Origin of the sequence: Pantoea rodasii, from assembly GCF_002095465.1 — a bacterium.
In the GTDB taxonomy this organism is placed as follows: Bacteria; Pseudomonadota; Gammaproteobacteria; order Enterobacterales; family Enterobacteriaceae; genus Pantoea; species Pantoea rodasii.
In genome coordinates this window covers 48,489-62,245 of record NZ_MLFP01000017.1, presented here as the reverse complement: position 1 = coordinate 62,245, position 13,757 = coordinate 48,489, and the positions used below count along the sequence as shown (strand labels likewise).

At 55.4% G+C, this 13,757-nt stretch carries 9 protein-coding genes and 2 pseudogenes; 10 read left to right on the top strand and 1 reads right to left on the bottom strand.

Features of this window, described 5'->3' with window-relative positions; translation table 11 throughout:
• The first annotated feature begins 190 nt into the window (after positions 1-190).
• From ssuD to HA45_RS18455, 8 genes are all read left to right on the top strand, one after another.
• The gene (ssuD, locus tag HA45_RS18490) at positions 191-1,363 is read left to right on the top strand and encodes an FMNH2-dependent alkanesulfonate monooxygenase (protein ID WP_100700352.1); all 1,173 of its coding nucleotides are present in this window, start codon (positions 191-193) and stop codon (positions 1,361-1,363) included.
• 14 nt (positions 1,364-1,377) lie between these two features.
• Complete coding sequence (locus tag HA45_RS18485; RefSeq protein ID WP_100700351.1) at positions 1,378-2,784, top strand: FAD/NAD(P)-binding protein; 1,407 nt, start codon at positions 1,378-1,380, stop codon at positions 2,782-2,784.
• A gap of 75 nt (positions 2,785-2,859) precedes the next feature.
• Complete coding sequence (locus HA45_RS18480; RefSeq protein WP_100700350.1) at positions 2,860-4,254, top strand: LLM class flavin-dependent oxidoreductase; 1,395 nt, start codon at positions 2,860-2,862, stop codon at positions 4,252-4,254.
• A complete protein-coding gene (locus HA45_RS18475; protein ID WP_100700349.1) occupies positions 4,251-5,270 on the top strand; it encodes a methionine ABC transporter ATP-binding protein in 1,020 nt (339 codons plus the stop codon). Before HA45_RS18480 ends, HA45_RS18475 begins: the two co-directional genes overlap by 4 nt.
• Positions 5,267-5,965 carry a methionine ABC transporter permease gene (locus HA45_RS18470; RefSeq protein WP_100700348.1) on the top strand — a complete coding sequence of 233 codons (699 nt, stop codon included), beginning with the start codon at positions 5,267-5,269 and terminating at the stop codon, positions 5,963-5,965. Before HA45_RS18475 ends, HA45_RS18470 begins: the two co-directional genes overlap by 4 nt.
• Entirely contained in the window at positions 5,962-6,837 is an 876-nt protein-coding gene (locus HA45_RS18465; protein ID WP_100700347.1) for a MetQ/NlpA family ABC transporter substrate-binding protein, read from the top strand. The genes HA45_RS18470 and HA45_RS18465 overlap by 4 nt, the downstream gene beginning before the upstream one ends.
• Before the next feature lie 175 nt (positions 6,838-7,012).
• Positions 7,013-8,446: an MFS transporter gene (locus HA45_RS18460; RefSeq protein WP_100700346.1), complete on the top strand. Its 1,434-nt coding sequence runs from the start codon at positions 7,013-7,015 to the stop codon at positions 8,444-8,446.
• 2 nt (positions 8,447-8,448) lie between these two features.
• Complete coding sequence (locus HA45_RS18455; RefSeq protein ID WP_100700345.1) at positions 8,449-9,663, top strand: acyl-CoA dehydrogenase family protein; 1,215 nt, start codon at positions 8,449-8,451, stop codon at positions 9,661-9,663.
• Positions 9,664-9,706: 43 nt separating this feature from the next.
• Here the strand turns inward: HA45_RS18455 and HA45_RS18450 are convergent, their stop codons facing one another.
• Positions 9,707-10,654 (bottom strand): sulfonate ABC transporter substrate-binding protein, encoded by a 948-nt coding sequence (locus HA45_RS18450; protein WP_100700344.1) that lies wholly within the window; start codon positions 10,652-10,654, stop codon positions 9,707-9,709.
• Between the two features lie 250 nt (positions 10,655-10,904).
• Between HA45_RS18450 and HA45_RS18445 the strand changes: the two are divergent.
• Positions 10,905-12,958: pseudogene (locus HA45_RS18445) on the top strand (FUSC family protein).
• Between the two features lie 16 nt (positions 12,959-12,974).
• Positions 12,975-13,671: pseudogene (locus HA45_RS18440) on the top strand (aspartate/glutamate racemase family protein).
• The last annotated feature ends 86 nt before the right edge of the window (positions 13,672-13,757 follow it).

Here is a 13,757-nt window from a genome sequence, read left to right as displayed (position 1 = left end):
CATATGCAGCAATAGCTGCGGAATGAAAGTTGCCAATGCAACAATGCCAAATTCCTCTTAAACGCTAAGCTGCTGAAATAACGCCGTAATCGCCAGATTCAAAGCTGGCACGCTTTTCGCTAATAGCCATATAACTAAATAAGCAGTCTGAAATGACCATTTTTTAATAAAGTTATATAGGAAAAGCATAATGGCCGATTCCGCAAACAATAATATCAATGTCTTCTGGTTCCTCCCGACGCACGGTGACGGTCGCTATCTCGGCACCACCGAAGGCGGTCGTCCGGTTGATTTAGCCTACTTACAGCAGGTGGCTTTAGCTGCCGACAATCTCGGTTTCTACGGCGTGCTGATTCCCACCGGAAAAAGCTGTGAAGATTCGTGGCTGGTTGCCTCTGCGCTGGCGCCCATCACCAAACGACTGCGTTACCTGGTTGCCGTGCGCCCTGGATTGCAGCCACCGACGCTCGCCGCGCGCATGGCGACAACCTTAGATCGTCTTTCTGACGGACGTTTACTGATCAACGTGGTGACTGGCGGTGACCCGGTTGAAAACAAAGGGGATGGCATCTTCCTCAATCACAGTGAACGCTACGAAGTGACCAAAGAGTTTCTCGATGTGTACAGCCGTTTAATGCGCGGAGAGAAGGTTGACTATGAAGGGCAACATATTCACGTTGAAGGCGCTGAAGTGTTGTTCCCTCCGGTGCAGGAAAATGGCCCACCGCTCTATTTCGGTGGATCGTCTGATGCAGCCATCGATGTCGCCGCTGAGCAAATCGATACTTATCTGACGTGGGGAGAACCGCCGGAGCAGGTTGCGGAAAAACTCGCGGTAGTGCGCGAACGCGCCGCTGCTCGTGGACGTAAACTGGAATACGGCATCCGCCTGCATGTCATCGTGCGTGAGACCGAACAGGAAGCGAAAGCTGCAGCGGAGAAACTTATCGGGCATCTGGATGAAGACACCATTGCGCAGGCGCAGAAGATCTTTGCACGGATGGACTCAGCAGGCCAGGCGCGCATGAGCGCGCTGCACAAAGGTTCACGCGATAATCTCTATATCGCGCCAAACTTATGGGCAGGCGTGGGTCTGGTGCGCGGCGGAGCAGGAACCGCCTTGGTGGGCAGCCCTGAGCAGGTTGCGGAGCGCATTCGGGAATATCAGGCATTGGGTGTGACCAACTTCATCCTGTCAGGATATCCGCACCTGGAAGAGGCGCATCGTGTGGCAGAATTACTGCTGCCGCTGTTACCGCTGGCAAACGGTCAGCAGCAGCGTGCGCGCACCATTAACACCGGGCCGTTTGGCGAAACCATTGGTGGCGATAAGCGTCCTACGAAACAGACGAGCGCCAGCTAATGCAGGAGAGGGCGATGGCACGATCACACATCATTATTGTGGGTGGCGGATTTAGTGGTACCGCGCTAGCGATTCATCTCGCGCGTCAATCGTCCTCGCCGTTACTGATTACAGTGGTCGAACCGCGTGAGAAGCTGGGCGGCGGCGTCGCGTATTCCACACAGGAGCCAGCGCATCGCATCAATGTTCCGGCATCACGCATGCAACTGAGCGGGGATGAACAGGGCGCCTTTGATCGCTGGTATCGTCAGCAGCCAGAATGTTCACTGGATTCAGTAGCCCATTGCGCGGATGGCTCTGTCTATCCACAGCGCGGTCTGTTTGGTCGCTATCTGGCTGAGCAGTTTGCCCTCGCTGCAGAACAGCATCCGCAAGTTCAGCTACGGCACGTTCAGGCTAGCGCCGCGGCCTGGGAAGGGCAACAGCTGTTACTCAGCAATGGCGAGATGTTGCAGGGCGATGTGCTGGCGTTAGCCATCAGTCACCCGCCACCGTCATTGCCGCGCGCGTTGCAGCCCTTCGCGCAGCATCCGGCGCTGATTGCCAATCCGTGGCAGCCCGGCGTGCTGGATGCGATTGAACCTGACGCTGCCGTGGCCATCATGGGAACGGGTCTGAGTATGGCGGATGTGGTCGCCTCTTTAGGCACCCGCCACCATCAAGGCCCATTAACCGCTTTCTCACGCCGTGGGCAGCTCTCACGTGCCAATCTCACGGGTGAGTGGCCTGAATGGACGTTAGCGCCTCAGAACGCCCCTGGGGTGCGTCTGTGGCTGCATCACATCCGCGATGAGGTTGCCCGTGCGGCACTGCAACAATTACCCTGGCAGCGCGTGCTGGATGACGTACGCGCACAGGGTCAAACCATCTGGCAATCGTTGCCGCTGCGCGAGCAGCAGCGCTTTGTGCGTCATCTGCGTTCGTGGTGGGATGTGCATCGTTATCGCATCGCGCCGCAGGTGTCTGCGGAAATCACCAGACGGCAGCAGCAGGGCAGTTTGCAGGTGCTGGCAGCCAGACTGCACGCCATTACCGCACAGGGCCATCAGCTAGTAATCATCCTGCGCACGCGCCAGGGAGAAACGGAAACCCGTCTGCTCGATCACCTGATTGTCACGACGGGGCCAGGACACGATGCCCTGACGCAAAGCCAGCCGCTATTGCGTTCGCTGAGTGAACAAGGCCTGATTCGTGGCGACTCGCTCGGTTTTGGTCTTGACGTGGACCTGGAATCCCACGCACTTGACTCGCAAGGCCAGCCCAACGCTCGCCTGTTAGTGGTCGGTCCCGCCGCGCGTGCGCGTTTCGGTGAGTTGATGGGTCTGCCACAGGTTGCCGATCACGCCGCTGCCGTTGCTCAGCAAATTCTCAAGGAACTGCATATCGCTCACGACGAGCGATGTCGCCCTTACGCTTCTTAATCTCTCAAACATCCTAAAAACACACTAACGAACGCCGGGTCGTCGCACGATCACGGCCTCGCTATGGAGATTGCTATGCCATCGCAACGTGAAATTCGCTTGAATGCCTTTGATATGAACTGTGTCGGACACCAGTCACCCGGTCTGTGGGCTCATCCACGTGACCGTTCCTGGCAATACAAAGACCTCGAATATTGGGTTGATCTGGCACGCCTGCTGGAACGCGGCAAGTTTGACGGCCTGTTTATTGCGGACGTGCTAGGGATTTACGATGTGCTGAACGGTAACGGCGATGCCGCGATTCGTCAGGCGACGCAGGTGCCGGTCAACGATCCGCTGGCGTTGATCACCCCGATGGCGCTGGTGACCGAGCATCTTGGCTTTGGTCTCACCGCATCGCTCTCGTTTGAACATCCTTATCCGTTTGCACGTCGTTTATCGACGCTCGATCACCTGACTAAAGGGCGCATTGGCTGGAACATCGTGACCTCTTACCTGGAAAGTGGCGCGCGCAATATTGGCCATCAGGCGCAGAGCGATCACGACAGCCGCTACGACTACGCCGATGAATATTTGCAGGTAGTGTATAAGCTACTGGAAGGCAGCTGGGAACAGGATGCCGTGTTGCGCGATCGTGAGCGACGCATCTTCAGCGACCCACGCAAAATCCATCCGATTAATCATCAGGGCACCTTCTTCAACGTTCCGGGTATTCACCTGTGCGAGCCGTCACCGCAACGAACGCCGGTGCTGTATCAGGCGGGCGCATCGAGCCGTGGTAAACAGTTTGCAGCCGAGCATGCGGAATGCGTGTTTGTTGCGGCACCGTCAAAAGTACTGCTAAAGAAAACCGTTGCGGATATTCGTCGCCGTGCAGAAGAGGCGGGACGCGATCCGCGCAGCATCCTGATTTTCAATCTGCAAACGGTCATCGTCGGCGAAACCGATGCCGCGGCGCAGGCGAAGTGGAAAGAGTATCAAAGCTACGTCAGCTACGAAGGGGCACTGGCGCTGGTCTCAGGCTGGACCGGTATCGACTTCGGTCAATATCAGCCGGATCAAGTGCTGAAGTATCTGCACACCAACGCGATTCAATCGGCAGTGGAAACCTTCTCTACCGCCGATCCCGATCGTCAATGGACGGTAAAAGCGCTGGCGGATTGGGTCGGTATTGGTGGTTTTGGTCCACTGATTGTGGGTAGTGCAGAAACCGTAGCCGACGAACTGCAAAGCTGGGTTGAGGATACCGATGTAGATGGCTTCAACCTCGCCTACGCATTGACGCATGAAACCTTTGAGGATGTGGTTGAACTGCTGATCCCTGAGCTGCAAAAGCGCGGCGTCTACAAGAAGGAGTATGCCAGCGGCACGCTGCGCGAGAAGTTATTTAACGCCGGACCACAGTTAACCGCACCGCATCCAGGCGTTGGCTATCGGGTGAAAAGTACGGTATTGCCGGAGGTCATATGATTGAAATTGACCAGCTAAGTAAGCACTACCGCACCGCTGACGGGCGCGTCACCGAGGTGCTGAAAGCCATCAACTTACAGGTCCCGCAGGCCAATATCACGGCAGTTGTCGGGCCAAGCGGCGCGGGAAAATCCACGCTGGCAAAATGTATGAGCCTGCTGGAACAGCCTAACGCAGGCAGTATTCGCGTGAACGGCAGCGATCTCTCGCGACTGAAGGGCGAAGCATTGCGTCGTGCACGTCGTTCGATTGGTACCGTGTTTCAATCCTCGGCATTGCTGCAACGTAAAAGTGCCTGGGAGAACATCGCGCTGCCTTTGCGCTATCTCGGCGTGGTAGAGCGGGACATTGCCGCGCGGGTAGGTGAATTGCTGGAGAGTGTCGGCCTGAGCCATAAAGCCAATGCATTTCCCGGCCAACTTTCGGGCGGCCAGCGCCAACGCATTGGCATTGCCCGTGCACTGGCGCTGCGCCCTTCAGTGCTGCTAGCCGATGAAGCCACATCTGGTCTCGATCCTGAAGCCACCTTAACGGTGCTGGATTTACTGAAAAAACTGCGTGACGACTACAAGCTGGCGATTGTGCTGATCACCCACGAGATGGATGCAGTACGACAGGCGGCGGATGCGGTGGCAGAAATTCGCGACGGGGAAATTGTGCAGTATGGGGTGGTGAAACAATTACTGGCGCAGCCGGATTCGGTGTTGGGTCAGCGCCTGTTTCCTCTGGCGTCACAGCCGGGCGTGGCGGAACTGATATTACAACTCAGTTATCGCACTGACGTTCCGGTAGCCAGTGACTGGATCTCACGCCTTAGCGTGCAGTATGGCCTGCACATCGATCTGCTTGGGGCACACGTTGAGCAGGTCAACGGCATTCAGGCCGGGCGTTTGCAGGTGGGAATTCATTTCCAGCACGAACGCGTGCCGCTGGCGCGATTACTGGCGCAGCTTGAACAGTTTGGTTTGGTCGCCAGCGTTTCCGGCAGTGTGCATCCGTTAAGGGAGGCGGTATGAGCGTCTCAGTCATCAGTCAGGATACGCCATGGCTGGAAATCCCAACGTTGATGCTACCCGCGCTGGGCGAAACGGCGTTGATGGTCGGCATCGTGATGCTGTTCGTGGTGACGTTTGGCGGCGTGGTGGGTGTCGTGCTGTTCAACACCTCAACGCGGGGATTGTTTCCGCATCGTGGCGTTAATCGGGTACTGAGCTGGATCGTGAACATGGGGCGTTCATTGCCGTTTCTGGTATTGATGGCCGCGATTATCCCGTTCACTTTCTGGCTCACTGGCACCACCATCGGTATTCCCGCTGCCGTGGTGCCAATGATTACAGCAGGCATTCCGTTTTTTGGTCGCTTAGTGGATAACGCGCTGCGTGAACTGCCAGGCGAAGTCACTGCGGTGGGTTTGGTGTGCGGCGGTTCGCGCTGGCAGATCATCCGCTCGGCACAGCTCAGTGAAGCGCTTCCGGCCATCGTGGCGGCCATTACCCTCAATCTGATTTCCATGATCGAGTACTCCGCCATCGCCGGAACCATCGGCGCTGGCGGCATCGGCTATTTAGCCGTGGTCTACGGCTATCAGCGTTTCGATAACCACATCATGATCGCCACCATTGTGGTGCTGATCGCGTTAATTCAAACCCTTCAATTTCTCGGTGACCGATTGGTCACGGTATTACGCCATCCTCAGGGGACATCGCTATGACAACACAAGAATTTGAACTTCGTAAAACCCGGCGCTGGCCGTGGCTGCTACTGATTGTAGTGGTCATTGTGCTGGCGGCGGCTGCCTGGTTCTGGCGTAGCCAACAGCCACAGGCCGTGGTTTTTGGCACCACATTACAGATTCACTTTGAACCGGCGATGGCGGGTGAGCAGAAGTTAATTGAGTATGTCGGCGAGCACATCGCACCAGATTATGGCCTGAAGCTGGAAGCCGTGGGCGTGCAGGATCCGGTACAGGCAGACCGCGCAGTCGCTGATGGACAGTATGCCGCCACGGTGTATCAGCACCAGTGGTGGCTCAAGCAGGTAGTGGATGCGAACGGTTTCAAACTGACCTCGGCGCTGCCGCTCTTCCAGTGGGCGTTTGGTGTTTATTCCGATCGCTATAAATCCATCGCCGATCTGCCGCAGGGCGCAACTATTGTGGTGCCGGACGACGGCGCTAATCAGGGGCAGGCTCTGTGGCTGCTGGCGCGACAGGGCTTGATCACCCTCGATCCTAATGTTGAACCGCGCACGGCCAAACTGAAGAATATCGTCGGCAATCCGCATGGCTTTGTATTCAAAGAACTCGATTTGTTGACCATGCCACGCGCGCTGAACTCGGTGGATGCGGCCATCGGCTACGTTTCGCAATTTGATGCCGGAAAAGTGACCCGCGATAAGGGCATTCTGTTCCCACCGGCGCCACGCACTTTTGCATCGCAATTGGTGATTGGCACGCCATATCTGGAGCAGGAAAACATCACCAAACTCAAGCAGGCATTCTCCGATCCTCGCGTGCAGCAGTGGTTAAAAACCACCGATGACCCGTTAGTGAAAGGGGTGTTAGTGCCGGTTTCTGCTGACTAATTTCCACGATTTAACCGGTCACCCGGACGCGCAAAACGCGTCTGGGTTTCTGCGTTTGCTTTTTATTTATGTTATTGTTTTATAAAAATTTAATATCACTAATTGTTGTTTTGGTCCTGAGCGATTAGCGCTTATAACATCCTCACCTGCACGATAAAAAACAATATGAGGCGTTATGAGTTCCGTTCCTTTAGAAAACACCTTACCGGTGTCTGAACCGGTACGTTCGGTCAGTGATGTGGCAAGGCTGATCAACACCCGCAGTGACAAAAACAATTATGCGCGCATGATTGTGTTCCTCGCGCTCGGCGGCGTCTTTCTTGATGCCTACGATCTCACCACGCTCTCCTACGGGATTGACGATGTGGTACGCGAGTTCCAGATTTCACCGTTCATCACCGGGCTGGTAACCTCCTCAATCATGGTGGGCACCATTGTGGGCAATTTGATTGGGGGCTGGCTCACCGACAAATATGGTCGCTACTCAGTGTTTATGGCGGACATGCTGTTCTTCGTGGTATCCGCTATCGCAGCAGGATTAGCGCCCAACGTTTGGGTGTTGATAGGCGCGCGCTTCCTGATGGGGATTGGCGTAGGCATCGACTTGCCGGTGGCAATGTCTTACCTGGCGGAGTTTTCGAAATTCGCCGGCAAAGGCAACAAAGCCGCGCGACTCGCTGCATGGTGCCCAATGTGGTACGCCGCATCTACGGTGTGCTTCCTGCTGATCTTCGGTCTCTACTTCCTATTGCCTAAAGATCACCTCGATTGGTTGTGGCGCGCATCGCTGCTGTTCGGTGCCGTTCCCGCATTGTTGATCATCGCGGTGCGCAGCAAGTTCATGAACGAATCGCCGTTATGGGCGGCTAATCAGGGCGATCTGAAATCCGCAGTGCGTATTTTGCGAGACTCTTACGGCATTCATGCGCATGAGGCGGAACCCGAAGCACCTCCCGCAGAAGCGGCACCGAAAGTGAGTTTCCGCGTGTTGTTCCAGAAACCCTGGCGTGAACGCACCATCGTGGCAGGCGTGATGAACATCTGTATCTCGTTTGAATACACCGCGATCGCTTTCTTCCTGCCCTCGATCCTCGCGCAGTTCCTCGGTGCCGGGGTGTTTGAAACTATCTCCGCGTCGTTGGGCCTGAATGCGCTGTTTGCCTTTACCGGTGGATTGTTGGGTATGCGTCTGGCGTGGAAATATCCGTCGCGTCACGTTGCCATCGCCGGCTTTGCTTTGCAGTTCTTTGCGTTGATTGCCCTGGCGATGATTGGTCATCCCGAAGCCATCGCAGGGATTGTGTTTGCGATACTGATGCTGGGCTTGTGGTTGTTTGCAGAAGGTTTCGGACCGGGCGCGCAGTTGATGGTCTATCCGGCACTGTCTTATCCAACCTCTATTCGCGCAACGGGCGTTGGTTTCAGCCGCGCGCTTTCCGGTGTGGGCAGTGCATTAGCGCTGTTTATTCTGCCGATTCTGCAGGCCGCGCTGGGCACCAATATGTTCTGGGTGGTGTCGCTTGCTGCCATTATCCCGATCTTCTTCCTGCTTGCGGTGCGCCATGAACCGACGCGCCACGACATCGACGATCTTTCTCATCAGGAGTGATTATGAGCCAACTTTCTACAGGCACCGATTATGCTGCGCTGGCCGCGCACTTCCGCCCGCTGTTTGACCGCATTGCGGAAGGCGCAGTGGAACGCGAACGTAGTCGCACGTTGCCCCATGAAGCGATAACCTGGTTAAAAGAAGCGGGCTTTGGCACCGTACGTATCCCAAAAGAGCAGGGCGGATGGGGTGCATCGCTGCCGCAGTTGTTCCAACTGCTGACAGAACTGGCGGAAGCTGATTCCAACCTGCCGCAGGCGCTGCGTGCGCACTTCGCATTTGTGGAAGACCGCCTCAACCAGCCAGACAGCGCAGAGCGTGCTCGCTGGTTCCGCCGCTTTATCGATGGCGAGCTGGTAGGCAGCGGCTGGACGGAAATTGGCACGGTGAAGCTCGGTGATGTGATCACTCGCGTCACGCCAGCCACAAATGGCTGGACGCTCAGCGGCGAGAAGTTTTACAGCACCGGCACTTTATACGCCGACTGGATCGATGTTTATGCCCGGCGCAACGACAATCAGGGCGATGTCATCGCTCTGGTAAGTACTCACCAACCTGGTGTGACGCGTGAGGACGACTGGGATGGGTTTGGACAGCGCTTAACCGGCAGCGGCACCACGCGGTTCGACAACGCGCACGTCGAGCAGGAACACGTTTTCGATTTTGCTACGCGTTTCCGTTATCAAACCGCGTTCTATCAACACGTGCTGTTAGCAACGCTGGCAGGTATTGGACGTGCGGTGGCGCGAGATGGCGCACGGGCGGTGGCCGCGCGCCATCGTATTTACAGCCACGGCAACGGCGATGCATCGCGTCAGGATGCACAAGTGCTACAGGTGATTGGCGAAATTACCAGCCTGGCGTTTGCGGTGGAAGCCACGGTGATCCGCGCAACACATTCACTGCAATCAGCGTATGAAGCGCACTTAAGCAGCGACGAAGCGCAACTTCTGGCAGTGAATGCGCTGGCAGAAGCTGAAGCGGGCCAGGCGCAGGTGATTGCCAGCGAACTGGTGCCGCGTGCCGCGACTGAGTTGTTTAACGCGCTTGGCGCATCGGATACGCGTATCAGCAAAGCGCTGGATCGCCACTGGCGCAATGCCCGTACCGTGTCGTCGCACAATCCAGTGATTTATAAAGCACGCGATATTGGTGGCTGGAAGGTCAGCGGCACGCCGCCGACCGGGATTTGGCAGATTGGGCGCGGGGAAGGTTAAACGAAACAATGATAAGGGCGCTCTCTGGAGCGCCCGATTGACATTACTTCTTATCCAGCGACCAGGTCGCACTGCGCACATCCACTTTCACCGGCAGCAGCCCGACGCGGGTAAAGGTATCCGCCAGCGCCTGCTGTTCATCAAACACCTTTGGCGTCATGCGCGTGGCACCATACGGCAGGCGTTTCAATGTCGTCTGCCAAATCGCTTTATCCAATCCAGTCGATTTCGACAAAATCGCGGCGGCCTCACCCTGATTGGCATTTGCCCACTCGCTCAACTTACTCAATTCATCCACGACTTGCTTAGCGGTGTCGGGATGACCCTCAGCGAAGGGACGGCTGGCAAGATAGAAGGTGTAATGCGGCACCAGGCCTTCTGCGTTGCGGATTTCACGCGCATCAGCATTGGCTTCGACTTCGGCAAGGAACGGATCCCAAATCACCCACGCATCAATCGCGCCTTTCTGGAAGGCAGCTCGCGCATCCGCTGGCGGCAGGTAAACGGGTTTCACATCTTTATAATTCAGGCCCGCATCTTCCAGCGCTTTCACCAGCAAGTAGTTCACGTCAGATCCCTTGTTCAGACCCACACGCTTGCCTTTCAGATCTGCCACACTCTTAATCGATGAATCTTTAGGTACCACGATCGCTTCAGTTTTGGGGTTAGCAGGGGAGTGACCGAGGTAAATCAAGTCCGCTTTGGCGGCCTGTGCGAAGGCGGGCGGTGCATCGCCGGTGGCGGCCAAATCAATGCTGCCCACGTTTAACCCTTCCAGCATCTGCGGGCCTGCGGGGAATTCGACCCATCGGATGTTGATCCCTTCCTTCTTGAAGGTTTCATCCAGCGTGCCGCGGTATTTCAACAGCGCGAAAATGTTGGCTTTCTGATAGCCAATGGTCACGGTTTCTGGATTGGCAGCGAAAGCGTGCGCAGAAAGCAGGCCAAAGCTCAGGGCTAACGCGCTGAGAGCAGGAATTTTTGTTTGCATGATGAGTCCTTAAGGGTTTTTTCTCACCATAGCAAAGCGCTTATATAACCAATAAATAACTAATTTCGATCGCTTATAACCTAATTTTTGTGATCGCGATCATTTACTGTAATCAGTGTGTCATTTCAATTTGCATAGATGCCCAGATAATTAGCACGGTAATAATTTGTATAACAAATCAAAATGTCATATCGATATGCTTCTGTCAGGATAGGCACTTACGTTGCCTGCTACGGGTTTCATTCGCTCTATGAAGTGGTTTTCACAAAGCGCAGTGTTGTTTTCTGCCAAAACTTGTCTTGCCGCCTTTCTGGCTTTTTATATCGCTCTGGAACTCAATCTCGATAAACCGGCCTGGTCACTGACTACAGTGTACGTTGCCTCACAGCTCTATTCGGGATCGACCGTGTCGAAATCAGTGTTTCGCTTCTTCGGCACCGTGTTGGGCGGGCTGTTTACACTGCTGATTTATCCCATCACGGTAGAATCACCGATGTTGTTCAGCCTGTGTATTTCGCTGTGGGTTGCCGTGTGCCTTTACCTGTCACTGCATGACCGCACGCCGAAAAGCTATGTGTTTATGCTGGCGGGCTACAGCGCGGCCATCATGGGTTTTCCAGACGTGACGTCACCGACGGCTATCACCTACACGGTAATCTCGCGTATCGAAGAGATCACCGTGGCAATCATTTGTAGCAGCCTGGTACACCGTTTGATCTTGCCGGTTTCGATGCGGAGCCTGCTGGAGCAAAGCGTCAGCCAGTGGTATCAAAACGCGCGCAAGCTGTGTAGCGAACTGGTCACGGCGATGCCTGCTGAAAAATCGATCGAGCGCGAAGATATTCTGGTCCAAATGGCTAACTATCCGCTTAGCGTGGAAACCCTGATTACGCACTGCGTCTATGAGGGTGATGCGGCGCGGCGCTTAGTGCGCCTGGTTAGCGTGCAGTATCAACATCTTTCCTACCTGATTCCGACGCTCACGGCGATTGAGTCACGCCTTAACCTGTTGGCGCAACAGGAGGTCCGTTTTCCAGAATACATTGCTGAGGCGTTCCAGCAGTTTTTGTTATGGCTGAATGGCGATGATCAGGTTCAGGTTCACGATGTCCTGACCGTCGCGCAAGCGCAGTTAAAACAGGCCTGGCAAGAAGGGCTCCTCAACAGTGAGGAGAGCATTTTGCTCATCGGTTTGCTGGAGCGCCTGCTCAATTTGTTCGCATTGCCAATGCCTACCACAGCGTCAGTGAACGCGTGAGTGAGTGGACACCTACTGTGAAGCCGGGGAAAACCGTGCGCGCTCACAAACACGTGGATAAAGGTTTGCTGCTGCTCTCGTGTTTCACTGCGTTCTTCGCGACGTTTGCCACTTGCCTGTTCTGGATAGGCAGCGGCTGGAAGGATGGCTCGACGGCCCCGATGATGGCGGCGGTGCTCTGCTCATTCTTTGCCGGACTCGACAGCCCGATTGCGCCGATGAAACTGTTCCTCAAAGGCGTGCTGATCTCGATGGTAATCAGCCTGCTCTACGTCACGGTGCTGATACCGCAGGCGGTCACATTCGAGGCGATGATTATTTGTCTTGCGCCTGGCTTATTCGCGCTAGGTTTGGTGATTGCAAATCCCGCCACCAACCTGATTGGCTTGATTGTCGCGACGCAAATTCCGGGTCTGATTGGCATGAGTCACCATTTCAAACCAGATCTTCTTCTTATAGTGAACGCCATGATCTCGACGCTGGTGGGGATTGTCATCGCTCTGGTGCTGACGTTGCTGATCCGCAACAAGCGTCCGTCCTGGACTGCGAAGCGTGCGGTGCGCAAAGGGATCCGCGATCTGCTGCAGTTTATCGCTGCGCTGCGCCTCAATACGGTAACGATGACGGCACGCCAACAGTTCGTGGCGCGCACGCTCGACAGAGTTAACATCATCCTGCCGCGTAAGCGCGTCGATCCTTCACCAGACCTGGTTTCCGGCGGCAATCTGATAGCCGAAGCGTGGCTGGGTGCCAACTGCTACGACTACTACACGCGGCATAAAGCGTTGCTCACCGCTAACGGCATTGAGAGTGCGGCGATGTTTCATGAACTAAGCGTGTTCCTCAAGCAAAGACTTAAATCTCTGCAAACTCAGCCGCATCCGGCGTTGCTCCTCGAGCTTAATCGCCTGTTACTGAGATTAGAGGCGCGCACGCAGCAGGAGCAGGCGCTGTTTGCGCCGATGTTCCATTTGTTCAACATCCGCTTATCGTTGTTTCCTTCAGCGCGTTGGCCGGAAATCCCGTACAGTGCTGAACAGGCTTGATAAAGGATAATCGCAGATGAAAATGATTGGCTTGATCGGTGGAATGAGTTGGGAATCGACGGCGCTGTACTACCGTATTATCAATCAACAGGTGAAGCAGCAGTTGGGCGGATTGCACTCCGCGCGCAGCCTGATGTACAGCGTGGATTTTCAGGAAATCGAGAAACTGCAGGTGGCCGGTGAGTGGCAGCAGGCGGGCGAGATTCTGGCACAAGCCGCACGCAGTCTGGAGCAGGGCGGGGCAGACTTTATTGTGCTGTGCACTAACACCATGCACAAAGTCGCGCATCAGATTACCGATGCCGTCGATATCCCCCTGCTGCATATTGCGGATGCCACCGCGCAACGCATCCAACAAGCGGGCGTGAAAAAAAGTGGGCCTGCTGGCTACGGCGTTCACTATGGAGCAGGAATTCTATAAAGGACGTCTGGCGCAATCCGGCATTGAGGTGTTGGTGCCGGATGCGTCAGGGCGAAAAACCGTGCACGATATCATTTATCAGGAACTGTGCCTCGGCGTTATTCGTGAGGCATCGCGGGCTCGCTATCGCGAAATCATTGCAGAGCTGGTGGCCCAGGGAGCAGAGGCGATTATTCTGGGATGTACCGAAATCACCCTGTTGGTGAATGCGGAAGATGCCAGCGTGCCGCTGTTTGATACCACGCTGATCCATGCAGAAGACGCGGTAAATTTGGCTTTGGCGATAAATTAACTAGCCTGCTAATTATAATTTATGTTATTATCTGTTCATTGAAGGCACAGCGTCTGACCCCACATGGTCGTACAGGGATGTGCCAG

What these genes read in the sequence shown, in the direction of transcription:
- ssuD (WP_100700352.1), top strand. Translation starts at nt 191, where the DNA reads ATGGCCGATTCCGCAAACAATAATATCAATGTCTTCTGGTTCCTCCCG.
- HA45_RS18485 (WP_100700351.1), top strand. Translation starts at nt 1,378, where the DNA reads ATGGCACGATCACACATCATTATTGTGGGTGGCGGATTTAGTGGTACC.
- HA45_RS18480 (WP_100700350.1), top strand. Translation starts at nt 2,860, where the DNA reads ATGCCATCGCAACGTGAAATTCGCTTGAATGCCTTTGATATGAACTGT.
- HA45_RS18475 (WP_100700349.1), top strand. Translation starts at nt 4,251, where the DNA reads ATGATTGAAATTGACCAGCTAAGTAAGCACTACCGCACCGCTGACGGG.
- HA45_RS18470 (WP_100700348.1), top strand. Translation starts at nt 5,267, where the DNA reads ATGAGCGTCTCAGTCATCAGTCAGGATACGCCATGGCTGGAAATCCCA.
- HA45_RS18465 (WP_100700347.1), top strand. Translation starts at nt 5,962, where the DNA reads ATGACAACACAAGAATTTGAACTTCGTAAAACCCGGCGCTGGCCGTGG.
- HA45_RS18460 (WP_100700346.1), top strand. Translation starts at nt 7,013, where the DNA reads ATGAGTTCCGTTCCTTTAGAAAACACCTTACCGGTGTCTGAACCGGTA.
- HA45_RS18455 (WP_100700345.1), top strand. Translation starts at nt 8,449, where the DNA reads ATGAGCCAACTTTCTACAGGCACCGATTATGCTGCGCTGGCCGCGCAC.
- HA45_RS18450 (WP_100700344.1), bottom strand. Translation starts at nt 10,654, where the DNA reads ATGCAAACAAAAATTCCTGCTCTCAGCGCGTTAGCCCTGAGCTTTGGC.